Raw genomic sequence first — 22,952 nt, 5'->3', positions numbered from 1 at the left:
ACAGTGAAAATACGCGGACAGGGTATGCCGGTTTCCGTGATGGCAGGTAGCGGGATATGATCGAAGGAATTTTGGTAGAAGGCCTGATTTACGGCATCATGGTCCTGGGGGTATTCATGACCTTCAGGGTCCTCGATTTCCCGGACCTGACGGTGGATGGCTCGTTCCCTCTGGGGGCAGCCCTGATGGTACAGTGCATCCTGATGGGGATGAACCTCTGGCTGGCGCTCCTGATCGCCTTTATCGGCGGGGTGATGGCCGGTGTAGTGACAGCCCTGATCCACAATCACCTGAAGGTACCAAACCTGCTGGCCGGCATCCTGACCATGACCATGCTCTATTCCGTCAATATCAGGATCCTGGGTAACCGCGCCAATGTGCCGGTCCTCAACCAGGAAACCATCCTGACCAAGGTATCGGACCGCTTCTCCGGGCTGATCCCGGACGAGTACATCCTGCTGCTGTTCTTCGTGCTGGTGGCAATCGTGGTCAAGGTGCTGATCGACATGTTCTTCCGCACCGATCTCGGCATGACCATGGGAGCCATGGGCAACAACGAACAGATGGTGATCTCCCAGGGGGTCAACCCGAAAACCCTGAAAACCATCGGCGTGGGGCTGTCCAACGGCCTGGTGGCCGTATCGGGCGCCTTTGCGGCCCAGTATCTCGGGTTTGCAGATGTGGGCTTGGGTCAGGGCATCATCATTTCCGGCCTGGCCTCGGTCATGATCGGCGAGTTTTTGATCATGAAGAGCAATCGTATCGGTGTCCTGACCTTCTGCGCGCTGATGGGATCGATCCTGTTCCATGCGGTGCTGTACCTGGGACGGTATTACGGTTACGTGGTCAAGATGACCCCCAATGACCTGAATCTGATCAAGGGCATCCTGATCATCGTGCTGCTGGTCATGACCCAGTCCGGGAAACTGAAGAAGGCCGCCCTCAGGGCGAGGGTGGACAAATGATAGAGCTCAAGAACATCTCGATAATCTTCAATCAGGGCACGGTAAACGAGAACCAGGCCCTTTCCAACATCAACCTGAAGGTCAAGGAAGGGGACTTCATCACGATCATCGGCAGCAACGGCGCCGGCAAGAGCACGCTCTTCAACCTGATCGCCGGCTCGCTCTCTCCGACCCAGGGGGCCATCTTTGCCAATGAGCGCAACGTGACCCGCGAGCCGGAGTACAAGCGCGCCACCTATATCGGCAGGATCTTCCAGAACCCGCTGCTCGGCACCGCTTCCAACATGAGCGTGGAAGACAACATGATGATCACCTACCGCAAGGGGTTCAAGTGGCTCAAGCGCAGCCTGAACCACAAGATGCGGGAGTACTTCAAGTCGGAGCTGGTTCAGCTCAATATGGGGCTGGAACACCGCATGAAGGAAAACCTGGTGATGTTCTCGGGGGGGCAGCGCCAGGCCCTGACACTGCTGATGATGGTGCTTTCCAAGCCGGCCCTGATCCTGCTGGACGAACATACGGCCGCCCTCGATCCAAAGAACGCCCAGATCGTGCTGGAGCTGACCAACAAGTTCATCAAGGAATTCAACCTGACCGCCATGATGATCACCCACAACATGAGCCATGCCATCGAGTTCGGCAATCGCCTGCTGATGATGGACAAAGGGGAGATTATCTTCGACATCGAGGGGCAGGCCAAAAAGGAATTGACCGTCGAAAAGCTGGTGGACAAGTTCCACGAGATCCGTCACAAGAGCTTCGAGGACGACAAGACTCTGCTGTCGGAATAAATTGAATAAATTCTGAGTCCGTGGTGCCGTACTGCCGGAGCGACTGAAAGAGCCGGGGCCCCAACGTCGCCCGGGTGCAGCACTCCGTTGTATCCGCCGGCCTCCGCCGAAATGCCCCATGCCGCCACGATGCAAGGGCAGAGGCCTTTCAGACGCGGAGGCAGGGAGGCATCACGGACTCAGGAAGTCATACCTTTGTAATTCCCTCTTTCTTCTTTCGCAACTCCCCCTACCCTCCGCGCCGCAGCAGACCCCGATTGCGCAGCAAGGGCACAATGCCCCGCACCAACACCGCCCCGATCACGATCGCCCCGCCGCACAGCGACAGCCTCCCCGGCACCTCCCCGATGAAAATCATGGTCCAGACCGGATTGAGAACCGGTTCCACCGTCGGGATAAGCAGCGCCTCCAGAGCCGTGACGCTACGGATGGCACGGGTGAAAAAGGTGTAGGCCAGACCGAGCTGCACCACCCCCAGCACGGCCAGGCGCAGCCAGCCGGCGGCATCGGGACCGTCGCCGAACATGAAGGGGATGCCGGCCAGGCCGGCCAACAGATTGCCCAGCAGCACCGACTCCACCGGCGAGGCATCCTTCTGCCTGCGTAGAAACAAAGCCATCCAGGCAAAGGTGACCCCGCTGGTCAGCGCCGCCAGATTACCCCACAGCCCGGCCAGGCTCAGGCGGTCGAGAAAGAAGAGCATCATGCCCGCCATGACTGCGGCAATGGCGATCCAGTCGCTGCGGCGCGGGCGTTCGCCCAGGTAGCGAATGCCGAACAGGGCGGCAAAGGCCGGGGCGGTGTACTGCAGCAGAATGGCGTTGGCGGCGGTGGTCAGCTTGGTGGAGGCCACGAACAGGATCGAGGTGGCTGCATAGGCGAGCGCCCCGCCGATCTGGGGGGCGGACCAGGTAAAGCGAGGGCGGCCGAAGGCCACCAGAATCACTCCGGCAGCGATCAGACTGCGCACCCCGGCGATTGCCATGGGATGCCACGCCACCCCTTTGATCAGCACGCCCCCCAGACTCCAGCAGAGCGCCGCCAGAAAGAGGAACAGCACTGCGGTCCCCCGCTGCAGAGGCGCATCGTTTCTTTGGATTGTTTCGTTCCCCATGTCTGCTACAGATTTCCCTTGAGCCCGATAGCCTCAGCCTCGGCTTGCATCCCTTCGATGGTATCGGCCACCAGTTCCTCGATCGAAACGCCCAGCATCGCGGCCCCCCGTTCTATGACGGAACGGTCGGCCCCGGCGGCAAAGGTCTTGTCCTTCCATTTCTTGAGCACGCTCTTCACCGGCAGATCCAGAACGCTCCGGGACGGGCGAACCAGCGCGGCGGCGGCCACCAGCCCGGTCAATTCGTCGACGGCGTAGAGGCTCTTTTCCAGGTCCGTCAGCGGCTCCTCCTCGCTGCAGATGCCCCAGCCGTGCGAAACCACGGCCCGAATGTACTCCTCCGGCCAGCCGTGTTGGCCGAGAATGTCCCGGACTTTGGTGCAATGCTCCTCCGGGTAGCGCTCGTAATCGATGTCATGGACCAGTCCGATCCCCCCCCACTCCTCTTCATCCGCAGCCCGCTTCCGGGCCAGATGCCGCATGACCGCCTCCACTGCCAGGGCATGGCGCCGGAGATTGTCGCTGTGCACGAACTCTGTCAGCAGGTTCCAGGCTTCTGCGCGATCAGGTTTTCTATTCATTGTTCCTCCTTAAAAGGCCTGTGAAACTACCCGGCTGTGAACCGGGACCATACCAGATTGCCGGCAATGAACCACATGGTGCAGCCGACCAGCACGTCGAGGATGCGCCAGGCCGCCGGTCTGCGGAAGAGCGGTTCGATGATCCGCGCGCCGTACCCCAGTCCGAAAAACCAGACGAATGAAGCAGCCATGGCCCCGACAGCGAACAGCATCCGGGCCTGGCCAGGGTATTGGGCAGCCAGGCTGCCGAGCAGCAGCACCGTATCCAGGTATACGTGCGGGTTCAGCAGGGTCAGGGCCAGGGTGGTCAGAACCACTTTCAGCAGGGCATTCAGCGGAGAGCCGTCGTCTGCGGCCGCCAGCACGCCGGGGTTGAGCGCCGCATGGAAGGAGCGCACGCCGTACAGTACCAGAAAAGCAGCCCCGCTCCAGCAGGCCAGATCCAGCAGCAGGGGGGAAGATGCTACCAGCGCGCCGAAGCCACCCGCGCCAAGGGCGATCAGGATGGCATCGCAGAGAAAGCAGACGGTGCAGACGGTAAAGACGAATTCCCGCTTCAGCCCTTGCCTGAGCACAAAAGCATTCTGACTGCCGATGGCGATGATCAGGCTCGCACCGAGCCCGAAACCGCTGAACAGGGGATTGAAAGCACTCTGATTCAACGGATGGTACCCCCTGCATACTCCTCAGGATATTTCACGCTTCATCCTTGAGGTTGCGCAGGAAGAGCAGGTCGTCGACCGTCAATGCGCACGAAAAGCGGTATCCGCCATTGACAACGGTCGGCGCCAGGTCGGGAAGCTCCAGGTAGGGATGATCGAAGATCCGCAGGTCAGCCTCCCCCTTCCAGATCGGGGAGATGCGGACGTCGCGGGATTTGAGCTGCACCAGCTCGTGGACCGCAGGCCGGTCGTGGAGTCCTGCCGCCAACTCGGGAAAATGGCGCGTGTTGACGGCCTTGGCAAAGTTTGGAGAAGGGAGCTGCGTGGTCTCTTCCCGCAGTGTGACCACCGCTTCCGCCAGACGGCGATCCTTGACCGCCAGGGTGGCGCCGAATCTTCCGCCGGGGCCGGTTACGGGCGCCGCCTTGGACGGCAGGTCATAGGAGCGGGAAATCCAGGTCGAACCGATCTGCTTGGGCCAGCCCTGGGCCAGTCCGCGCATCAGGGAAACATCCTGGTCGACCCAGATGAAAGGGCAGTAGGCGCATTCACTCCCTTCGAAGCTGGCGGATATCAGGAAGATCGTCTCACGATACTGGCTCCGGACCGGGTCCAGGTACTCCTCCCCCTCTTCGCTGGCATACTGCCACTCCACGAAATAAACGGCGCAGCGGGGCGAATGATAGTCGAGTCCCGCCGGCAGGAATGACCGCACCGCCTCCGGAGAAGCTTCATATTCAACGGCCAGGCAGTTTCCGACATAGTGCCAGGGTGGTCTGGGCGCAAGGCTGGAGGTACCGCGCGGTGTAAGCGGAAGGGTGTAACCGTTGAGCATTGTGCCCACCTCTCAGTACAGACGAATTCAATGCAGTACTGTCTTATGTAGTGGTTTCCCCTGGATTCGGCAAGCTTTAATGCGAACTCTGCGGGCATGTACTCCGGATGAGTACACTTCCCGAAGGAAAAAACACCGGCCGCAGGTCAGCAGGCAGCCAGGGCGATGACACGCTTCACTGCGTCTCCGGCCGATGCGGACTCACCCAACCGGAGTTCGGCAGCTTCGAGCGCTTCAACCAGGGCGCTTTCCCCTCTGGCAAGCGACATGCGCCGGCCGGCCGGGATCAGATAGTCGATACCGTCCCCTTTTGTCAGCCACACAGCGCCTGCCGTACAACGCAGCACCAGACCCGCTTTCCCCCCTTCGAGACGAACCAATTCACCCGACCCGAGACAAAATTCCATGACGGAGCCTCCTTGTTCTATGATTCGATTAAATTATACTTGCGTAAAGCCAGAAAAACAGATACAGCTTATTTGATTTGTTACCATAACAGTTTATCAATTTCCAAATTGTAACCATCAAAAACAGAGACAACTGTACCTTGTTCCACAGGAGTACGGTCGGGTATCCTCCGGACATGATCAACGTATCGGACAATACGGACTGCATGGCGCCACTCTATGAACAGGTGGCAGTAGAGATTTCGGCACTGATCGAGCAAGGCACCTTCCGGGTCGGCGACCGGGTGCCCTCCATCAGGCAGTTGAGCCGCAGGTTCGAGGTCAGCATCAACACGGTCATGCAGGCCTACGCCCTGCTGGAGGATCGCCGCCTAATCGAGGCCCGTCCCCAGTCCGGGTACTATGTGCGTGCCCGGGCGCCGGAGATCAGCGAACCGGAACTGCCGCACCGCCACCCGATTGAACCGGCCTCGGTGACCGCGACCATCAGCGACCTGTGCCAGGAGGTGATCAAGAGCAGGATGAACCGGGACCTGCTGCCCTTGGGAAGCGCGGTTCCGCACCCGCAGCACCTGCCTGTCGACAAGCTGAACCGTCTGCTGGCGAGCGAATCGCGGCGGTTTCCCGACCAGAGCATATCGTACCAGCCCCCGCGCGGGTCGGAGCGGTTACGGGTCCAGATTGCCCAGCGTTCTCTGATGGCGGGAATCAGCGCCCGGCCGGACGAGATATTCGTCACCTCGGGATGCGTGGAAGCGGTGCTACTGGCCCTGCGCGCCACCTGCCAGCCCGGAGACACCATTGCGGTGGAATCCCCCTTTTATTTCAATTTTCTGCAGCTGATCGCCGAACTGGGATTGAAGGCGCTGGAGGTGCCGGCCACTCCCCGCGAGGGCATCAGTATCGAGGCCCTGCGCTACGTCATAAGCCAGAACCGGATCAAAGCCTGCCTGATCGTCCCCAATTTCAGCAACCCCCTGGGAAGCCTGATGCCGGCCGAGCGCAAACGCGAACTGGTGGAGCTTCTGGCAACCCATGAAATTCCCCTGATCGAGGACGACATCTACGGTGATCTGGTCTTCGGCAAGGAGCGGCCGGTGGCGGCCAAGTCATTCGATCGCAGGGAGCTGGTCATCTACTGCACCTCCATCTCAAAAACCCTGGCTCCGGGCTACCGAGTGGGCTGGGCCGTTGCCGGCCGTTTTCAGCCGGAGATGGAACGACTCAAGATGATGATGAACCTCGCCACTTCGTCTCCCCCGCAACTGGCCCTGGCCGAATTTCTGGCCACCGGCGGCTATGATCACCACCTGAGGACGGTCCGGCGCATCTACGCCGGCAATATTTCCCGGATGGCCGATGCCGTGGCGCGCTATTTCCCGGCTGGAACGCGCATGACGCGGCCGTCGGGGGGCTTCATGCTGTGGGTCGAGATGCCGGAAGGGTGCGATGCCATCAAGCTGTACCACCGGGCGCTGGGCCATGGCATCAGCATCGCACCGGGGCCGCTCTTTTCCCTGACCGGCAAATACCCCAATCATATCCGGCTTTCGTCATCCCTGTGGGACGAGCGGATAGAGCAGGGTATCAAGACGCTGGGAACGTTGGCGCAAGGACTGTTGTGAAGGGGCATACCTTCCCCCTGTACGATTAATAATTCAAAGGCACAGATCTCATGGACATCTACGGCGATTTTTTCTTCCACATCTGGATCAAATTCTTTTTCCTGCTCACTCCTTTTTTCGTGCTCTCGGCCTTCCTGGCCATGACGCAGCACAATACCTCCAGCGAGCGGCGCACCCTGGCCCTGCGGGTGACCGTTGCCGTGCTGGTGGCCTGCTTTACCCTGTATTTCTTCGGCAACACCCTGTTCTCCCTGTTCGGCGTGACCCTGGACTCGTTCAGGATCGGGGCCGGCTGTCTGCTTTTCCTCTCTGCCGTGCACATGGTACATGGCGACGATTCCCCCCCCACCAGTGAGCGTCGTGAAGCAATCTCGGTGGTGCCGCTCGCCATCCCGGTCACCGTCGGGCCGGGTACTACCGGCGCACTGCTGGTCATGGGGGCCGAGATTCAGCAAACCTGGCAGATCTTTGTCGGCTGCGCCGCCTTGGCCACGGCAGTGGTCTGCGTGGGCGTGCTGCTGTTTTCGGCCGCTTCCATCGAGCACCTGATCGGCAAGAAAGGCATCACCATCCTCAGCAAACTGACCGGACTGTTCGTGGCGGCCCTGGCTGCCCAGATCGTCTTTACGGGGGTAAAAAACTTCCTGATGATCAAGTGACTCTGATTCCGGAGCCAATGCCGGAACGAATGACAAAAGCGAAAAGGACATGTGGATGAAAGTGATCGACCTCAGAAGTGATACGGTAACACAGCCGACCCGGAGCATGCGCATGGCCATGGCCGAGGCCGAGGTTGGCGATGATGTGTACGGAGAGGACCCGACGGTGAACCGGCTGGAGGCAATGGCAGCGGAACTGCTCGGCACGGAAGCGGCGCTGTTCGTGGCCAGCGGGACCCAGTCCAATCTTCTGGCCCTGATGAGCCACTGCGAACGGGGGGATGAGTACATCGTCGGCCAGGATGCCCATTGCTACCGCTATGAAGGGGGCGGAGCGGCCGTTCTCGGCAGCATCCAGCCGCAACCCCTCGAATTTGAACAGGACGGCACACTGGACCTGGCACGGGTGGCCCGTGCCATCAAACCGGCCGATCACCATTTTGCCCGTACGCGCCTGCTCTGCCTGGAAAATACCGTGGCAGGCAAGGTGCTGCCGCTGGACTACCTGGCACGGGCACACGCGTTTGCCCTGGAGCGCAACCTTGCCATCCATCTGGACGGCGCCCGCATTTTCAATGCCGCGGTCAAACAGGGTGTGCCAGTCCGGGAAATTTCCCGGCATTTCGATTCCGTTTCCGTCTGCCTCTCCAAAGGGCTGGGAGCACCGGTCGGTTCGCTGCTGTGCGGCACCCGCGTACTGATCGAGAAGGCCCACCGCTGGCGCAAGGTGCTTGGCGGCGGCATGCGCCAGGCCGGACTGCTGGCGGCAGCGGGGATCGTGGCCCTTTCCGGCCATGTGGACCGGCTGGCCGACGATCACGAGAATGCGCGCAGACTGGCCCTGGGGCTGGCAGAATTGAAGGGGCTCACCGTGGACCCCGCCTCGGTGCAGACGAATATGGTGTTCGTCGGGGTAGGCGGTCGCGGCGGGGAGCTGAGCGACTTTTTGAAACAGCGCGGGATAATGATCTTCGGGCAGGAAAATCTGCGGCTGGTGACCCATCTGGATATCACGTCCGGAGATATCGATACCGTGATCGCTGCCTTCGGCGAGTTTTTCGCGGGCAAGTAGCCGGAAGGGTATCATTGCAAAACCGCGGGGAGGCTAGTCGAAAAACCTTGGACAATCGGAGTGAAACCGGAAGTACATGACAAGGATCCGGCAGAAACCTTCCGGAAGAGCAAATGTCTTCCGGTGCGACAAGCTGCTACCGGACGGCCTTGCCGTGAAAAATGGCGCTCCTGTATACCGGCAGGAGCGCCGTAATTTTTCCTATGACAGTCTGAAGCGGCTGACGAGGTTCTGCAGGCTTTGGGCCTGATCCGCCAGTTGAGCGGCCGCACCGGCCGTTTCATCGGCTCCGCGGGCAGTCTGATGCACCACCTCGGTGACCTGCTGGATATTGCCGGTCACCTCCCCGGTCGTGGCGGTCTGCTGCTCCGCCGCCGTGGCAATCTGGCTCACCTGCAGCGAGACTTCGCTGATCCGATCGAGAATTTCCTCCAGGGCCTGGCCCGATTTCTGCGACGAAAGAGCCCCTTTCTCCACCTCCTGAACCCCCTCATCCATTGCCCTGACAGCGGCCCTGGTCTCGCTCTGGATCGCCTTGATCATCTCGCCGATCTCCTGAGTAGCCTTGGTTGTTCGTTCGGCCAAAGCCCTGACCTCGTCGGCAACCACCGCGAACCCACGCCCCTGCTCGCCGGCACGGGCAGCCTCGATGGCTGCATTCAGAGCGAGCAGGTTGGTCTGGTCGGCGATATCCTCGATGGTGCCGACAATGGCGCCGATCTGCTCGGAGCGCGAACCGAGCGCCTCAACCGTCCGGGAGGTCTGGCGTACCCGGTCGGCAATCACCCCCATTCCGGAAATGGTTTCCTGGACCACCCTGGCTCCGGCGGTGGCAGCGTCGGTGGACTTCTGAGAGGCCTCAGCAGCCATGGTGCAATTGCGGGCTATGTCGCTGGAGGTGGCCGACATCTCTTCGCTGGCAGTGGCGACGGTATTGGTCTGAGCCGCCACCTCCTCGGCGCCGGTGGCGATCTGGGCTGCGGTCGAATGGAGCTGCTGGGAGGCCGCGGCAATGCCGGCCGATATGTCGCCCAGTTGGGTGGTGATGTCCCGCAGATACACGACCATCTTCCTCATGGAGGCATACACGCCGGTTTCTGCCGTGGCACCATCCTGAAAACGGACCGTCAGGTCGCCAACGGCGATTCTTTCGGCAATTTCCGCGATATGTTCCGGTTCGCCGCCAACCTGGCCGAGGATACCGCGGGTAATGATGAAGGCAAAGGCGCTTCCTGCCAGGAGGGCGAGAAGCGTGATGCATAACATGACCGTCAGGGTATGTTTTTTAACGGTCCGTGCATCTTCCATGAATGCGACGGCCCGCGCCGAAACCGTGTCGCTCAGGGCATCGATTGCCCCCTGGATGGCGCCGACCTTGGCCGCTCCCTTTTCCTTGGTGACCTCTGCCGCCTGTTCATAACGCCCCGCCTGCATCAGAGAGATGACCTCATTCCTGACCGGTTTCCATTCGGCCAGCAGTACTGCCACCTGCTCCACCATCTTTTTGTCGCCGAGGTAGCGCTCCTTGACCTTGTCCAATGCCTTGAGGGCGTCGGCCTCGTATTTCTCGGCCAAGCCCGCCGCTTTCTCCACCTCGCCCGGATTCTTGGCCAAGGCGACATCCTTCATGCTGCGCTGCATCTTCAGAATGCAGCTTTGGGCGACTCCCAACTGATCGTTGACAGTGAAGGGATGGTTGTACAGCGTGGCGGTTATCTCCGCCAGATTGTTCATCCGGCTCAGTGCATACAGATTCGCTGCCAGCAAGAGAGCGAGTACCATGCCGAACCCAATGCCGAGGCGCATGCCGAGTGACCTGCTTTTAAACATTTTTCATCCCCTTTGCATCGCTGTTTTCATGTCCAGTCTGGCCGAGTCGCCGTTGTCCCGCCTTCTGCCATGTGTGGTGTGTCTGTTGCGGTCGCAGCACGGTAGCGCACCGGCCGCCGGTAGTCAAGCGGTACGGAGGGCGTACTATAATGAGAAACGCTATCAGGTTCCTGCACACAAAAAAACCGGAAGACATCTCGCATGTCTTCCGGTTTCGAAACCGCTCCATGGCCGAATGCCATGGGTCAATCACTCGTCGCCACTACAACAGCCGATTGAGAAAAGTCCTGATCCGCTCGCTGTCCTGCCCGGCGCTGAAGAACTCCTGAGGCGAGCCCTGGGCCAGAAATCTGCCGGATTCCATGAAAATCACCCGGTCGGCCAGTTCGCGGGCAAACCCCATGTGATGGGTTACGATGATCATGGTCATGCCCTCGTCCGCCAGGGCGTGGATGGTGTCGAATACCTCCCCCACCAGTTCCGGGTCCAGAGCCGAGGTCGGCTCGTCGAACAGCATCATTTTGGGACGCATGGCCAGTGCGCGGGCAATGGCGACGCGCTGTTTCTGGCCGCCTGACAGGGTGGCGGGAAAAACGTCGCGCTTGTCCGACAAGCCAACCTTGACCAGCATGGCCTCTGCCGTCTGCCGGGCCTCATCGGCCGTTTTTTTCTGCACGGTCAGCGGTCCTTCCATGACATTGCCCAAAACGGTCATGTGGGGAAAGAGGTGGAAGTGCTGGAAGACCATCCCGATCTCGGCCCGCAGGGCGCAGATCGCCTGGGGACGGTCCAGGTGCCGGCGGCCGTGGCGGGAAACATAACCGACCTCGCGCCCTTCGAAGCGGATGCTACCCTCGTCGATTTCCTCCAGCAGGTTGATGGAGCGCAGCAGGGTTGACTTGCCCGATCCGGAGGGACCGATGATGACCAGTTTTTCCCCGGGATAGACCTCCAGGTCAACGTTGTTGACGGCGGTCAGGCTCTTGAAGCGTTTGGTGATTCCCTGCAGCCTGATCAGCGGATCTCTAGCGGTGTTCATAGATGCCAGCCCTGTATTCGATCTTTTCAAAAACAAAGGTAAAGACACTGGTCAACAGCAGGTAGATCACCGCTGCCAGGGCCAGGGCCGTAATGTTGAAGTAGGTATTGAACAATTGGTCCGCCGAGCGCATCAGCTCCACCATGGCAATGGTCGAAACCAGTGCGGTGTCCTTGATCAGGGCGATGAATTCGTTACCGATGGGGGGCATCAGCCGCTTGTAGGTCTGGGGGATGATGACCCGCCGCATGGCCTGGCGGTAACTCATGCCGATGGCCTTGGCCGCTTCCATCTGGCCGTGGTCGATGCTCTGGATCGCGCCGCGGATGATCTCGCCCAGATAGGCGGAGTAGTTGAGTCCCAGTCCGATAACCGCCGCCGTCAGCGGCGCCAGCGTGATGCCGAAGGCCGGCAGGCCATAGTAGATGAAGAACAACTGCAGCAGCAGCGGCGTGCCGCGGAAGAACCAGATCACGAACCAGCAGAGGACAGAGAGGGGCCGAATGGTGCTGATGCGCCCCAGGGCGATCAACAGCCCACCCAGCGGCGAAACCAGCATGGTGCAGAGCACCAGCAGCAGAGTCATGCCGGCCCCCTTGAGCAGGGCGGGCAGAAAGCGCATGACATCGGACAGGACGGTGTGCCAACGGGGCTTGAGCTGTTTTTCCAGGGCTGCGTTGAAATTGCGGGCCTCGCTGTTGTCGGGGAACAGCTTCAGCACTTCCCGGCAGGCGGCCAGAGCCTTCTCGTTTTCGTTCTGGGAGGCGTGTATCCGGGCGGCCTGCATGCGGCTGGAAACGAAGGCGCTGGCATCTTCACCGGGCGACGGGGAAGGCACCTGTGCCAGCAGACTCAGGGCACCTTCCAGGTCACCTTGGGCCATCATGTCGCTGGACTGGCGGAAGAGCCGGTCGTAATCGACCGCACCGAAACAAGCGCCGGTCAGCATCCATAAAAAAAGCAGGGCCAGTGCGGCCCTGCTGAACAGATATTTCATCGAAACCTTCACTAACTAGAATTTCTTGGGGTTGGTGATATCTTCAGCGAACCACTTGCGGGAGATCTTGGCCATGGTGCCATCCTTGACCATCTTGTCCAGGGTCTGCTGTACCTTGCCGCGCAGGTCGGCGTCATCCTTGCGGAAGGCGATGCCGAAGGGCTCCTTGCTGATCATGCCGGGCAGGATCTTGAATTTGCCGGGGCGCTTGGCGATCATGTCGCGGCCGGTTACATTGTCCACAACCACAACGTCGATGCGGCCGGCTTCCAGGTCAAGCAGTGCTTTGGGATAGTCTTCGTACTCTTTCAGCTCGCTCGGAGCGGTGGCCAATTTCTTGACCGCCTCGACACCCGAGGAACCCTTCTGGGTGCCGGCCTTGTAGTTCTTCAGGTCGTTAAGCCCCTTGAAGCGCTTTTCCTTGAAGTTGACGATGGCGATCTGGCCGTCCATGATGTACGGCTTGGTGAAGGCCACCTGCTTGGCGCGCTCGTCGGTGATGGTCATGCCATTCCAGATGCAGTCGAACTTCTTGGCGTTCAGGGAGTGGATCACACCGTCCCAGGCGGTCGGCTGCCACTCGATCTTGATGCCCAGTCGCTTGCCCACCTCTTCGGCAGCATCCACGTCGAAGCCGACCAGCTTGCCGTCAGCCTGGCGGTAACCCATCGGGGGAAAAGCGTCATCGAGGCCGATGACCAGTTTGCCATCCTTCTTGACCTTGTCCCAGGAACCGTCTGCGGCAAAGGCTCCGGCAACGGAAAGGCACAGTGCGAGACCGGCTGCAGCGACCAGCAGAAGCGACTTTCGAATCATACTCATCTCCTCCAGATTTTTATTTGCACAAAAAAGATTTGTTTCTAGCAAATTGAAGCTTTCCCGTCAACCTGCATGTATCGAACGCAAACGTTCGAGGCAACCTGCCGCCGCGCTACTCGATCCTGTTGGTGGTGACCACCGTTCTCCCTTTACTGAAGAGTCCCTCTTTCTTGACCACCTCCAGTGCAACAAGCTCTTTTGAGGAGGCGTCGTAGGCATAATCGGCCAAGTATCCAGGGGTTTCGGCGGTATGCCATACCTCGCGCAGCACGGCTCCGTTCCAGCGGAAGGCGAACATGGCATGCCGGTTGAAATTGCGGTTGTTGCCGATGCTCAGGGTCCCGTCATTGCGCGGCACCATCAACGTACCGTCAGGCAGAAGCGTCAAACGCTGCTCCAGAAAAACCCAGCGGTCGAGGTCCCGGCTTGCCCGGGGAGCCGAATACTTTCTGTCCTTGAAGTGCGTTTCAGACCCGCCGAACTTGTCTGCGCTTTTCCAGATCTCTTCCCCGTTCGCGTCGGTCACCACCAGATAGCCGCTGTCATCCAGGGCAATGAGGAAATTTCCCCCTTTGGGGCCGCTGATGCGCTGAAAATTGAAAACCGTCCCGTTCCGGGGCAGCATTACGCTGCTGCGCGTCTCGAAGCGCTGTCCTTTGAGCACGAGTTCCTTCACTTCGGCAGCGAGTTCCCCGCGCACTCCCACCTCCTGAGTGTAAATGGTCCGGTCGGACACATCGCTGCCGGTCCCCCGGAAAAACCAGGGCAGATTGCCTTCCACCAGCTTCAACGACTGCCCCTCCACCCGGTACACCCGCGAACTGACCGTATCGCGGTCGATAACGGTCGCATACAGTTCCGTGACCCCGTCACGATCCAGGTCGGCGGAATCGATGGAGAGGATGCCGGCCGACACCGGAACGGTCTCCTCGGCGATCAGCTTGAGTTCAGTGCCCAGATGGTAGAAACGAATAACGCGTTCTCCGGCGACGAACAGTTCCCGTTCGCCGGAGGGGAGTTTCCGTCCCAGGGCCATGCTGCGGAAAACCCCTTCGATGGTGCGGGTGTTTCCATCGATATCGCCTGTGTCAGGAGCCTTGATGATGTAGCTTTCCGGAGCCGGTTTCGCAGCGATGACGCTCACCGGTACGGTCTGCGGTGTGACCGGGGCCGGCATCACCGCGCCGGCATTCGAAACAGGGGCGGCGGGAACCGGAGACGGCGCCGTAGAGATCAGGGCGATCTCCTTGTCGATCTTGCGCGCCAGCCTGCCAGCGGCCGGAATGATATCGTCGCTCCCCTCCCCCTGCTCGAAAACGGCTGTCACGGTACCGGTTTTCCTGTTGGTGAGCATGACGTCCCAACTGAACATCCTGCCGAATGAACTGTAGCTGCCGCTCATGATCATGCTGGCCTGCTGCTGGTTCTCCACGACATGCACCATGTCCCGGTTGAGCCGGGAAACCAGCAAATCCCGCAATGACGCGCCCCGGGGCGCTCCCGGCGCGGCCTGGTCGGTAGCGAATTCCACCGCATGAAGTGCAACCGGCGCACTGCATGCCATACCGGGTATAAGAACCGACACAACGAATAGGGCCGCAATCAGACATGTTTTCATGATCCCTCCTCCAATGGCTGCCGGCCTGTACGGACCGCAGCAAAAACGCGATCATCCTATACGATATTTTTCAAAACGCAAACGGGAAGTGGGAGTTCCGGCCGGGTCACTCGCCGATCCGGTATTCCTCGAGTTCGGCAACGTCCAGAGGCTCCTCCGCGGCCGCTGTTTCCCGGGCGGCAGGGAGTATGGAAAGCAGCATACCGACCATTATCAGAAGTGCCCCCAGCAGTCCAAACAGGCCCAGCCGCTCATCGATGGCCAGCCAGGCATATGCTGCGGCAAAAACCGGCTCGGTGCAGAAAATCAGAGCCGTATTGGTGTGGCTTATGAAGCGCTGCATCGATGTCTGCACCAGGAAGGCGAATACCGTGGCTATCAGGGAACAGACCAGAAGCGTCGTCAGCAGATGGGGATACCAGACAAAGACCTGTTTGCCGCGACCCAATGCGACCGCGACGCTCAGGAGCGCCACCATGCCGAGCTGCACTGCGGTCAGCCAGAAGTAGTCGCTGGTGCGGGTGAATTCGCCGGTATAGATCAGGTGCAGGGAGACGCATACGGCACAGATGGCGGCCAGAATATCGCCGCCGTTGAAGCGCCAGGAGCCATTGCCGCATAGCAGGAACAGGCCGCACACCGAAAGTACTACGGCCAGTTTGATCGTGCCGGGAATGCGGTGACGCAGCGTGAACGAGGCGATTACCGGCACCATCACGACATTGAGCCCGGTCAAAAAGCCGGTGTTGGAGGCGCTGGTATAGAGCAGCGCCACGGTCTGGAAAGCATAGGCACCGAACAGGAAGATCCCCATGATGCAGCCCTGCCGAATGGTGGCACCGTCCAGGCGTCCCCCTTTGAAGAAACAGACCGGCAGGATGAACATGAAGGCCAACATGAAACGTTGGGCCAAAAATACGAATACATCGACGCTTTCAATCGCCTGCTTGACGATGGTAAAGGTCACACCCCAGAAAAAAGTGGTGGTCAGCAGCAGCACGGCAGCCTTGAATCGGTTGAAGGTCATCGAACAATTCTCTTTGCAAGTAGTGAGGGAGGATTTCACATAGACGAAGCGGTGACCGGAGCGCAAGCAAAATCTTTGGTCAAGACAAACATTATTTTAAACTTAATAATTTTTAGTTGACAACCATGGTAGTTATTTCATAAAAGTTCAAGTCGGTCTAACCATTTGTATACTCAATCTCAGAAAAGGAGATGTCCATGAGAATTCTTCGTATTGCAGCGGCTATCGCCGCCATGGTTGCCACCATGACCCTCCCCGCACTCGCAGCCCCCAAAACGATCAAAGTAGCCACCGACGCCACCTGGCCGCCGATGGAGATGGTAGATGCCAACAAGAAGATCGTGGGGTACGACATCGACTTCATGAATGCGGTTGCCAAGGAGGCCGGCATTACGGTCGAATTCAAGAATACCGCATGGGACGGCATCTTTGCCGGCGTCGACGCCGGGCAGTACGACGCCATCATCTCTTCCGTGACCATCACCGATGAGCGCAAGGCCAAGTACGACTTCACCGATGCCTACACCAGCATCGGCCAGATCCTGGTTGTTCCCAAGACCGATAAAACCTCCAAAACGATCGCCGACCTGAAAGGCAAGAAAATCGGCGCTCAGATCGGAACTACCGGCGCCATGGAAGTCAAGAAGGTCGCCGGAGTCGAGCTGAAGACCTACGATGAAATTGGTCTGGCCTTTGAAGACATGGCTGCCGGCCGCATCTCCGGCGTCGTGTGTGATGAGCCTGTTGCCGCCCATTTCGCACTGCAGAAGAGCGAATACAAGGAAAAATTCAAGATCGTAGGCAAGTCCTTCACCAAAGAAGCTTATGGCATCGTGGTAAAGAAGGGCAACAAAGACTTGGTCGCCCTCCTGAACAAAGGTATCGCCGCAGTGAAGAAAAAGAAACTGGACGTTCAGATTCACAACAAATGGGTAAAGTAGAACCCGTTTCCGTACCTTCTTAATGCCGAAGCACCCTGAAGCCTGGGCACCAGCGTCGCTGCCTGTGCAGCACGCTCGTGTACCGGGCGGTGCTTTATAAAAACGCGGCACCTTTCGTACAGGCGCAGGCATCAGCGGTGCTGACCACACAACCACATTCAAACCAGGGGAATTGAGCCCCACTCAAGATAGTCCGTTTATGGCACAAGAGACCCCTCAACATAAGCCGATAGATGTCGGCGATGGCGCAGCCATCCCCCACAAAAGCGACGCCGGTCTTTTCACCGCTTGGCGTATCGCCTTCTGTGGTGCTATCCTCACCAGTTTTTACCTTGCCCTGACCAAACCCGACCCCTACCTGGCGATATTCAAATTTGTACCTGATGGCATTCTGGTAACCTTCAAGGTCACGGTGGGTGCCATTCTGCTGGCCATTGTGATCGGCCTGGTGACCGGATTGGGCAGGATCTCCACCAACCGCTTCATCAACGGCACCGCCTCCCTGTATGTGGAGGTCATCCGCGGCATTCCGCTGCTGGTCCAGATCTTTTATATCTACTACGCACTCGGGCGTTTCGTGAAGATCCCCGATATCTTCAGCGCCATCATCGCCATGGCGGTCTGTTATGGCGCCTACATGGGAGAAATTTTCCGCGCTGGCATCCAGTCAATTCCCAAGGGCCAGATGGAAGCCGCTCTCTCCCTTGGCATGAGCCGCGGACAAGCCATGCGCCAGGTCATTCTCCCCCAGGCCTTCAAGGTGGTGCTGCCCCCCATCGGCAATGAATTCATCGCGCTGCTCAAGGACTCGTCGCTGGTGTCGATCATCGCCGTGGCCGACCTGCTGCGCCGGGGCCGCGAATTCGCCTCGGAAAGCTTCAGCTACTTCGAGACCTATACTGTTATCGCTTTGATCTACCTGGTGCTGACCCTGTTCTTTTCCAAGTTGATCGGTATCATGGAGGAGCGTTTGAGTGATGGCAGATAACCGCCCTATGATCGAAGTCAGCGGGGTCTCCAAGTTCTATGGCGCCTTTCAGGCTCTGAACGACGTTTCCTTCAACGTACAGGATGGCGAAAAGGTCGTTATCATCGGGCCCAGCGGCTCCGGCAAGAGTACCATCCTGCGCTCCATCAACCGCCTGGAAACCATCGACCGCGGTAAGATCGTCGTGCACGGCATGGATCTGAGCGATCCGAACGTGGACATCAGCAAAGTGCGGGAAGAAGTGGGAATGGTCTTTCAAAGCTTCAATCTCTTCCCGCACAAAACCGTACTGGAAAACCTGACCCTGGCCCAGATCGTGGTCCGCAAGAGAAACAGGAAAGAAGCGGAAGAGATCGCCATGGAGCTGCTGCGCAAGGTCAACATCGCCGAAAAGGCTGCTGCATATCCGGCCAAGCTTTCCGGGGGGCAACAGCAGCGTGTGGCCATTGCCCGCTCGCTGGCCATGAATCCCAAGGCGATCCTGTTCGACGAACCCACCTCTGCCCTGGATCCCGAAATGATCGGCGAGGTGCTGGATGTAATGAAGACACTGGCCCGCGAAGGCATGACCATGGTGGTCGTCACCCACGAGATGGGCTTTGCCCGTGAAGTCGCCGATCGGGTGATCTTCATGGATCACGGGCGGATCGTGGAGGAAGGGACGCCGGAACATTTCTTCACCTGCCCCACCCATGAACGGGCCAAGTTGTTCCTGAGCCAGATATTGTGATTTTGATTCTCCCTTTGGGAGATATGCAATACCACCACAAGGAGGAAGCAACAATGAAGAAAGGCAATATTTTGGCCGCGCTCGTCACGCTTGGAGTGACCGCTGCCGCAACCACACCGGCCCTGGCTCTGGAGAATGAGTTCCACGGCCTGTTCAGCGCACGGTACATCAACTCGAACTTCAACGGCACCAGCACCACCAGTTTCACCGATGGCGCAAAATACGGCGGTGACACACAGTACATGCCCGACGGCAAGCCCAAAAAAGTCTACTCGGCCAACTTCATCGAGCAGCGCGCCCGTCTGCAGTATACTGCCAAGGCCAACGCTGACCTGAAGCTGGTCACTGCTTTCGAGCTGGACTATACCTACTGGGGTAACAGCTCCTATGCCACTGGCCGCAATCAGGGCGGCGCCGTCGGGGCCGATACCATCAACATCGAGACCAAAAATATCTACCTGGATGCCAACCCGTTCAAGAACGTCAATATGAAACTGGGCATGCAGCCCTACAACGACTCGTTCAAAGGCGTGCTGTTTGACGCCGACATGGCCGGCGCCCTGATCTCCACCACCCGCTACGGCAACCTCACCCCCACCATCGGCTACTTCCGTTTCAACGACACCGGCGTCTCTCAGGACAGGGTGCTGGGTCATCTGACCAATGACCTGTTCGTTCTCGATGCGAAATATGAAGTCAGCAAGGACCTGAAAGTCGGTGCTGCCTACTACTTCTTCAGGAACAACTCGGATACTACTGACAGCAATCTTGTCAACGCTATTTCCCGCCAGGATGTCAAGTTGTCCACCTTCGGCCTGAATGCTGAATACACCAGCGGTCCGTTGACCCTGAACGGCTTTGGCGTCCTGCAGGCTGGTACGGTTGACAAGCGTTCCACCACCGCCTGGGCACTCAATGCCGGCGCCAAGTACAAGGTCGGCCCCGGTACCGCCCGCAGTGAGTTCCTCTATGTCTCGGGTGACAACAACACCACCAGCGGCCACAGCAACGCCTTCTACTCCGTATTCAACAATGTCGGTACCGCCGAACACGGTTACTACGACAACGAGATGGCCATCCTGGGCCGCGACAAGAACGCCTACACCACCGACAACTCGATCATCGCCACTGCCGGCAATAACGCCCAGGGTCAGATCGGCGGCTATATCGGTTACGACCTGCCCATCAACTCCAAGCTGAGCACCGCTTTTAACGCTGGCTTTGCCGCTGTTGCCAAAGAAAATGCCAATAAGCCGAACAATCTGAAAACCGGCAGCAAAAATAGTAGCAACTACCTCGGCACCGAGATCAACGCCGAAGCCAACTACGTGCTGCTCGAGAACCTGACCACCAGCGTCCGCGCTGCCTATGTCTTCCTCGGCGACTACTACAAAGATGTCGCTCTCAACGGTACGCCCGACAATCCTTATGACTTCAAGCTCATCTTCAAGTATACTTTCTAGTTAGAGAGGACGACGGGGGCAACACCGCCCCCGTTGTTCAAGACTCCTAACCTGGAAAGTGAAAGGAGAGGCAAACATGAGAAGAGTTCTGACCGCCGTACTGACCGCCTGTGCATTGTCCGCTGCCACCATGGCCCTTGCCCAGGACGCCACAACGAAAAACGCGAAGGACGAATGTCTGCTTGCTGCCAAAGGGTGCCTGAACGAAGTCGACACCATTCAGCAGAAGATCAAGAGGATCGATGCTGAGATCAGAAAAGGCACCAGGGTTTATTCTCCTGATGAGCTGAAGAAACTGGAACAGAAGCTGAACGACGCCCATAAAACCCTGGATGATCTTGAAAAGGCGGGCAATAGGTAAATTCCATCTGTTATTCCATTTGAACAGGAGGCTACAATGAACTTCAAGAAGACCGCTGCTCTGTTGCTGGCTGGTGCATTGTCCCTGTCGGTGACCGCTGGGTGCAAGAAGCAGGAAGAAAGCAAACCGGCCGAAGCTCCCAAGGCTGCTGCCGGCGACACCATCAAAATCGGATTCCTCGGCGCTCTCACCGGCGACGTGGCCATGTTCGGCAAGCCCACCCTGGAAGGGATGAAAATGGCTGCCGAAGAGCTGAACGCAGCCGGCGGCGTGCTCGGCAAGAAAATCGAGATCGTCGAAGCCGATGACCGCGGCGACAAGCAGGAAGGCGCCTCGGTAACCCAGAAGCTGATCAGCCGCGACAACGTAATCGCCATTGTCGGCGATCCGACCACCGGCATCACCAAAGTTGCCGCTCCCATCGCCCAGAAGGCACAGGTTGTCCTTCTGTCGGCCGGCGCCACCGGCCCCGGCGTTGTTGAAAACGGCGACTTCATTTTCCGCGATACCCTGCTTGACAGCGTAGCCATTCCGGCTTGCATCGACTTCTTCGCCAAGGATCTCGGCTACAAGAAGGTGGCTGTCATCACCTCCGACAACAACGATTACAGCGTCGGTCTTTCCCAGACATTCCGCGATGCCGCCAAAGGCAAAGGCATCACCATCGTAGCTGACGAGAAGGTCAAAGACGGCGACAAGGATTTCAGCGCTCAGATCACCAACATCAAATCCAAGAAGCCTGACGTAATCTTCTTCTCCGGCTACTACACCGAAGGCGCCCTGATCATGAAGGAAGCCCGCAAGCAGGGCCTCAAGGCCAACATGTTCGGCGGCGACGGCCTCTTCTCTCCGAAACTGGTTGAACTGGGCGGCAGTGCTGTTGAAGGCACCATGTCGGCTCTCGGCTTCTCCCCCGAGCAGGCTTCTCCCGTTACCGCCAAGTTCGTAGAGGCCTTCAAGAAGAAGTTCAACGGCGCTGAGCCGGGTCTCTTCGACGCCCAGGGCTACGATGCAATCGTGCTGCTGGCTGACGCCATGAAGCGCGCCAACAGCCTCGACCCGAAGGTTTTCAAGGACGCCCTGGCCCAGACCAAGAAGTTTGAAGGCGTTTCCGGCACCATCAGCATGCAGGCCAACCGCGAACCGATCAAATCTCCGCTGGCCCTCCTGGAAGTCAAGAACGGCAAATTCACCCTGAAAGCCAAAGTTCCGGTTAAGATGGACTAAACGAAGGTACTGCAATTTCTCAGAGCGGCACCGGCCATGGCCGGTGCCGCTTTTTAGAGAGAACGCCCGACCTGAACGAACTATATTTGCGTGCGGCCTGCCGCCCTGCTGCAAGCGGCAAGTCTGGATTGAGAATTCTGATCTGTGCCAACTGTAGTAAACACTGATATGCGTCAAGGAAGCAACCGGCAGCCGATGGACGGTATGATGCTGGTACTTCTGGCAGCCGTCATCTGGGGAACCACCGGCACCTCCCAGGCTCTGGCCCCTTCCGGCGCCAGTTCCATGACCATCGGAGCGTTGCGTCTGATTGTAGGCGGAACAGCCCTGCTAACGGTATCGCTGCTTGGTGGGGGACTCGACCGCAACCTTCTGCGGCATCCCTGGGTAACGATCGTGGCAGCCTCCATGGTTGCCGCCTACCAGCTCTGCTTCTTTGCCGCAGTATCGGTCACCGGGGTTGCAGTGGGCACCATGGTCGCCATTGGCAGCTCGCCGGTACTGGCTGGTGTGGCAACCTATCTGTTGCGTCGCAGGCTTCCGGACCGCAGCTGGTTTTTCGCCACCATTTTTGCCATTGCCGGATGCATTCTGCTGTTCATCCCGAATCAGGGCGAGATGGTACACGTGCAGCCTCGCGGCGTGATTCTGGCCATGGGAGCCGGTGCCGCCTATGTGGGCTATACCATGGCCATCAAGACCCTGCTGCGCTCGGCGCGGCCGGATGGAGTCATTGCCGTCGTGTTCGCCCTTGGCGGGCTCCTGCTTTCCCCGGCCCTGATCGGCAGCGACCTCCGCTGGGCATTCCAGCCGCGCGGCATCCTGGTGGTGCTGCATCTGGGTCTGTTTGCAACGGCACTGGCATATGTGCTCTTTGCCCGCGGCCTCAAAACCATCCCGACCGCCCATGCGGTAACGCTTTCCCTGGCGGAACCCTTGACGGCCTCCTTGCTCGGGTTTATCGTGCTCCGGGAGCGATTGACATCATACTCTTTGATCGGCATGATCTCGATTTTCGCAGGGCTTGCCATCCTCGGCATTGCGAATCGACAGGCCGAAGCCGAACCGGCCACACCAGCGTCGCCGAGCCACGAAGGCACATAGGAAACGCGCTCGATCCGTTACACTCTGTGTCTCCATGACTTTGTGACAAAACATTTGCCGGATATTCTCCGAACCATCTGCAAGGATAAGGAATCAC

23 protein-coding genes are annotated in these 22,952 nt (G+C 58.9%); 12 read left to right on the top strand and 11 right to left on the bottom strand.

Annotation, left to right across the window (positions count from 1 at the left end; genetic code table 11):
• The first annotated feature begins 56 nt into the window (after positions 1–56).
• Entirely contained in the window at positions 57–965 is a 909-nt protein-coding gene (locus GSVR_RS05855; protein WP_173201384.1) for an ABC transporter permease, read from the top strand.
• Positions 962–1,756: an ABC transporter ATP-binding protein gene (locus tag GSVR_RS05850; RefSeq protein ID WP_173201382.1), complete on the top strand. Its 795-nt coding sequence runs from the start codon at positions 962–964 to the stop codon at positions 1,754–1,756. The genes GSVR_RS05855 and GSVR_RS05850 overlap by 4 nt, the downstream gene beginning before the upstream one ends.
• Before the next feature lie 229 nt (positions 1,757–1,985).
• Here GSVR_RS05850 and GSVR_RS05845 read toward each other — a convergent pair whose 3' ends face one another.
• The 5 genes from GSVR_RS05845 to GSVR_RS05825 form a co-directional block, all read right to left on the bottom strand.
• The gene (locus GSVR_RS05845) at positions 1,986–2,870 is read right to left on the bottom strand and encodes a DMT family transporter (protein ID WP_173201380.1); all 885 of its coding nucleotides are present in this window, start codon (positions 2,868–2,870) and stop codon (positions 1,986–1,988) included.
• A gap of 5 nt (positions 2,871–2,875) precedes the next feature.
• Complete coding sequence (locus GSVR_RS05840; RefSeq protein ID WP_173201378.1) at positions 2,876–3,451, bottom strand: hydrolase; 576 nt, start codon at positions 3,449–3,451, stop codon at positions 2,876–2,878.
• A 26-nt stretch (positions 3,452–3,477) separates the two neighbouring features.
• Positions 3,478–4,113: a LysE/ArgO family amino acid transporter gene (locus tag GSVR_RS05835; RefSeq protein ID WP_173201376.1), complete on the bottom strand. Its 636-nt coding sequence runs from the start codon at positions 4,111–4,113 to the stop codon at positions 3,478–3,480.
• A 34-nt stretch (positions 4,114–4,147) separates the two neighbouring features.
• The gene (locus tag GSVR_RS05830) at positions 4,148–4,948 is read right to left on the bottom strand and encodes an acetoacetate decarboxylase family protein (protein ID WP_173201374.1); all 801 of its coding nucleotides are present in this window, start codon (positions 4,946–4,948) and stop codon (positions 4,148–4,150) included.
• 146 nt (positions 4,949–5,094) lie between these two features.
• Positions 5,095–5,355: a DUF2917 domain-containing protein gene (locus GSVR_RS05825; protein WP_173201372.1), complete on the bottom strand. Its 261-nt coding sequence runs from the start codon at positions 5,353–5,355 to the stop codon at positions 5,095–5,097.
• A 176-nt stretch (positions 5,356–5,531) separates the two neighbouring features.
• On the opposite strand from GSVR_RS05825, the gene GSVR_RS05820 reads away from it, so the two are divergent.
• Genes GSVR_RS05820 through ltaE form a run of 3 tightly spaced genes read left to right on the top strand, consistent with a single transcriptional unit; the run spans position 5,532 to position 8,711 of the window.
• On the top strand, positions 5,532–6,980 hold the full coding sequence (locus GSVR_RS05820; protein ID WP_173201370.1) for a PLP-dependent aminotransferase family protein: 1,449 nt from the start codon (positions 5,532–5,534) through the stop codon (positions 6,978–6,980).
• 50 nt (positions 6,981–7,030) lie between these two features.
• On the top strand, positions 7,031–7,639 hold the full coding sequence (locus GSVR_RS05815; protein ID WP_173201368.1) for a MarC family protein: 609 nt from the start codon (positions 7,031–7,033) through the stop codon (positions 7,637–7,639).
• 55 nt (positions 7,640–7,694) lie between these two features.
• A complete protein-coding gene (gene ltaE / locus GSVR_RS05810) occupies positions 7,695–8,711 on the top strand; it encodes a low-specificity L-threonine aldolase (RefSeq protein ID WP_173201366.1) in 1,017 nt (338 codons plus the stop codon).
• A gap of 201 nt (positions 8,712–8,912) precedes the next feature.
• Here the strand turns inward: ltaE and GSVR_RS05805 are convergent, their stop codons facing one another.
• From GSVR_RS05805 to GSVR_RS05780, 6 genes are all read right to left on the bottom strand, one after another.
• Complete coding sequence (locus GSVR_RS05805) at positions 8,913–10,541, bottom strand: methyl-accepting chemotaxis protein (protein ID WP_239077467.1); 1,629 nt, start codon at positions 10,539–10,541, stop codon at positions 8,913–8,915.
• 262 nt (positions 10,542–10,803) lie between these two features.
• Positions 10,804–11,580, bottom strand: coding sequence for an amino acid ABC transporter ATP-binding protein (locus GSVR_RS05800; protein ID WP_173201364.1), 777 nt, complete (start codon positions 11,578–11,580; stop codon positions 10,804–10,806).
• Complete coding sequence (locus GSVR_RS05795; protein WP_173201362.1) at positions 11,567–12,577, bottom strand: amino acid ABC transporter permease; 1,011 nt, start codon at positions 12,575–12,577, stop codon at positions 11,567–11,569. Before GSVR_RS05795 ends, GSVR_RS05800 begins: the two co-directional genes overlap by 14 nt.
• A gap of 15 nt (positions 12,578–12,592) precedes the next feature.
• Positions 12,593–13,393 carry an amino acid ABC transporter substrate-binding protein gene (locus GSVR_RS05790; RefSeq protein WP_203978807.1) on the bottom strand — a complete coding sequence of 267 codons (801 nt, stop codon included), beginning with the start codon at positions 13,391–13,393 and terminating at the stop codon, positions 12,593–12,595.
• A 115-nt stretch (positions 13,394–13,508) separates the two neighbouring features.
• Positions 13,509–15,014, bottom strand: coding sequence for a VCBS repeat-containing protein (locus GSVR_RS05785; RefSeq protein ID WP_173201358.1), 1,506 nt, complete (start codon positions 15,012–15,014; stop codon positions 13,509–13,511).
• 106 nt (positions 15,015–15,120) lie between these two features.
• Positions 15,121–16,041, bottom strand: coding sequence for a DMT family transporter (locus GSVR_RS05780; RefSeq protein ID WP_173201356.1), 921 nt, complete (start codon positions 16,039–16,041; stop codon positions 15,121–15,123).
• 197 nt (positions 16,042–16,238) lie between these two features.
• Here GSVR_RS05780 and GSVR_RS05775 point away from each other — a divergent pair, with 197 nt between their 5' ends.
• The 7 genes from GSVR_RS05775 to GSVR_RS05745 all read left to right on the top strand — a co-directional run bounded on the left by GSVR_RS05775 (position 16,239) and on the right by GSVR_RS05745 (position 22,855).
• Positions 16,239–16,982: a basic amino acid ABC transporter substrate-binding protein gene (locus GSVR_RS05775; RefSeq protein WP_173201354.1), complete on the top strand. Its 744-nt coding sequence runs from the start codon at positions 16,239–16,241 to the stop codon at positions 16,980–16,982.
• Between the two features lie 199 nt (positions 16,983–17,181).
• On the top strand, positions 17,182–17,970 hold the full coding sequence (locus tag GSVR_RS05770) for an amino acid ABC transporter permease (protein WP_173201352.1): 789 nt from the start codon (positions 17,182–17,184) through the stop codon (positions 17,968–17,970).
• Complete coding sequence (locus tag GSVR_RS05765) at positions 17,960–18,700, top strand: amino acid ABC transporter ATP-binding protein (protein WP_305040944.1); 741 nt, start codon at positions 17,960–17,962, stop codon at positions 18,698–18,700. Before GSVR_RS05770 ends, GSVR_RS05765 begins: the two co-directional genes overlap by 11 nt.
• Before the next feature lie 53 nt (positions 18,701–18,753).
• Positions 18,754–20,163, top strand: a complete 1,410-nt coding sequence (locus GSVR_RS05760) for a hypothetical protein (RefSeq protein WP_173201350.1) — start codon at positions 18,754–18,756, stop codon at positions 20,161–20,163.
• Positions 20,164–20,239: 76 nt separating this feature from the next.
• Positions 20,240–20,524 carry a hypothetical protein gene (locus tag GSVR_RS05755; protein WP_173201348.1) on the top strand — a complete coding sequence of 95 codons (285 nt, stop codon included), beginning with the start codon at positions 20,240–20,242 and terminating at the stop codon, positions 20,522–20,524.
• 36 nt (positions 20,525–20,560) lie between these two features.
• The gene (locus GSVR_RS05750; protein ID WP_173201346.1) at positions 20,561–21,751 is read left to right on the top strand and encodes an ABC transporter substrate-binding protein; all 1,191 of its coding nucleotides are present in this window, start codon (positions 20,561–20,563) and stop codon (positions 21,749–21,751) included.
• A 168-nt stretch (positions 21,752–21,919) separates the two neighbouring features.
• Positions 21,920–22,855, top strand: coding sequence for a DMT family transporter (locus tag GSVR_RS05745; RefSeq protein WP_239077466.1), 936 nt, complete (start codon positions 21,920–21,922; stop codon positions 22,853–22,855).
• The last annotated feature ends 97 nt before the right edge of the window (positions 22,856–22,952 follow it).

The sequence above is a fragment of the Geobacter sp. SVR genome, assembly GCF_016865365.1.
In the GTDB taxonomy this organism is placed as follows: Bacteria; Desulfobacterota; Desulfuromonadia; order Geobacterales; family Pseudopelobacteraceae; genus Pelotalea.
The sequence above is the reverse complement of the archived record's forward strand: the minus strand, read 5'-3'. Positions and strand labels throughout refer to the sequence as shown.

Coding starts and splice junctions, on each gene's coding strand:
- GSVR_RS05855 (WP_173201384.1), top strand. CDS start 57: ATGATCGAAGGAATTTTGGTAGAAGGCCTGATTTACGGCATCATGGTC.
- GSVR_RS05850 (WP_173201382.1), top strand. CDS start 962: ATGATAGAGCTCAAGAACATCTCGATAATCTTCAATCAGGGCACGGTA.
- GSVR_RS05845 (WP_173201380.1), bottom strand. CDS start 2,870: ATGGGGAACGAAACAATCCAAAGAAACGATGCGCCTCTGCAGCGGGGG.
- GSVR_RS05840 (WP_173201378.1), bottom strand. CDS start 3,451: ATGAATAGAAAACCTGATCGCGCAGAAGCCTGGAACCTGCTGACAGAG.
- GSVR_RS05830 (WP_173201374.1), bottom strand. CDS start 4,948: ATGCTCAACGGTTACACCCTTCCGCTTACACCGCGCGGTACCTCCAGC.
- GSVR_RS05825 (WP_173201372.1), bottom strand. CDS start 5,355: ATGGAATTTTGTCTCGGGTCGGGTGAATTGGTTCGTCTCGAAGGGGGG.
- GSVR_RS05820 (WP_173201370.1), top strand. CDS start 5,532: ATGATCAACGTATCGGACAATACGGACTGCATGGCGCCACTCTATGAA.
- GSVR_RS05815 (WP_173201368.1), top strand. CDS start 7,031: ATGGACATCTACGGCGATTTTTTCTTCCACATCTGGATCAAATTCTTT.
- ltaE (WP_173201366.1), top strand. CDS start 7,695: ATGAAAGTGATCGACCTCAGAAGTGATACGGTAACACAGCCGACCCGG.
- GSVR_RS05805 (WP_239077467.1), bottom strand. CDS start 10,541: ATGTTTAAAAGCAGGTCACTCGGCATGCGCCTCGGCATTGGGTTCGGC.
- GSVR_RS05800 (WP_173201364.1), bottom strand. CDS start 11,580: ATGAACACCGCTAGAGATCCGCTGATCAGGCTGCAGGGAATCACCAAA.
- GSVR_RS05795 (WP_173201362.1), bottom strand. CDS start 12,577: ATGAAATATCTGTTCAGCAGGGCCGCACTGGCCCTGCTTTTTTTATGG.
- GSVR_RS05790 (WP_203978807.1), bottom strand. CDS start 13,393: ATGATTCGAAAGTCGCTTCTGCTGGTCGCTGCAGCCGGTCTCGCACTG.
- GSVR_RS05785 (WP_173201358.1), bottom strand. CDS start 15,014: ATGAAAACATGTCTGATTGCGGCCCTATTCGTTGTGTCGGTTCTTATA.
- GSVR_RS05780 (WP_173201356.1), bottom strand. CDS start 16,041: ATGACCTTCAACCGATTCAAGGCTGCCGTGCTGCTGCTGACCACCACT.
- GSVR_RS05775 (WP_173201354.1), top strand. CDS start 16,239: ATGAGAATTCTTCGTATTGCAGCGGCTATCGCCGCCATGGTTGCCACC.
- GSVR_RS05770 (WP_173201352.1), top strand. CDS start 17,182: ATGGCACAAGAGACCCCTCAACATAAGCCGATAGATGTCGGCGATGGC.
- GSVR_RS05765 (WP_305040944.1), top strand. CDS start 17,960: ATGGCAGATAACCGCCCTATGATCGAAGTCAGCGGGGTCTCCAAGTTC.
- GSVR_RS05760 (WP_173201350.1), top strand. CDS start 18,754: ATGAAGAAAGGCAATATTTTGGCCGCGCTCGTCACGCTTGGAGTGACC.
- GSVR_RS05755 (WP_173201348.1), top strand. CDS start 20,240: ATGAGAAGAGTTCTGACCGCCGTACTGACCGCCTGTGCATTGTCCGCT.
- GSVR_RS05750 (WP_173201346.1), top strand. CDS start 20,561: ATGAACTTCAAGAAGACCGCTGCTCTGTTGCTGGCTGGTGCATTGTCC.
- GSVR_RS05745 (WP_239077466.1), top strand. CDS start 21,920: ATGCGTCAAGGAAGCAACCGGCAGCCGATGGACGGTATGATGCTGGTA.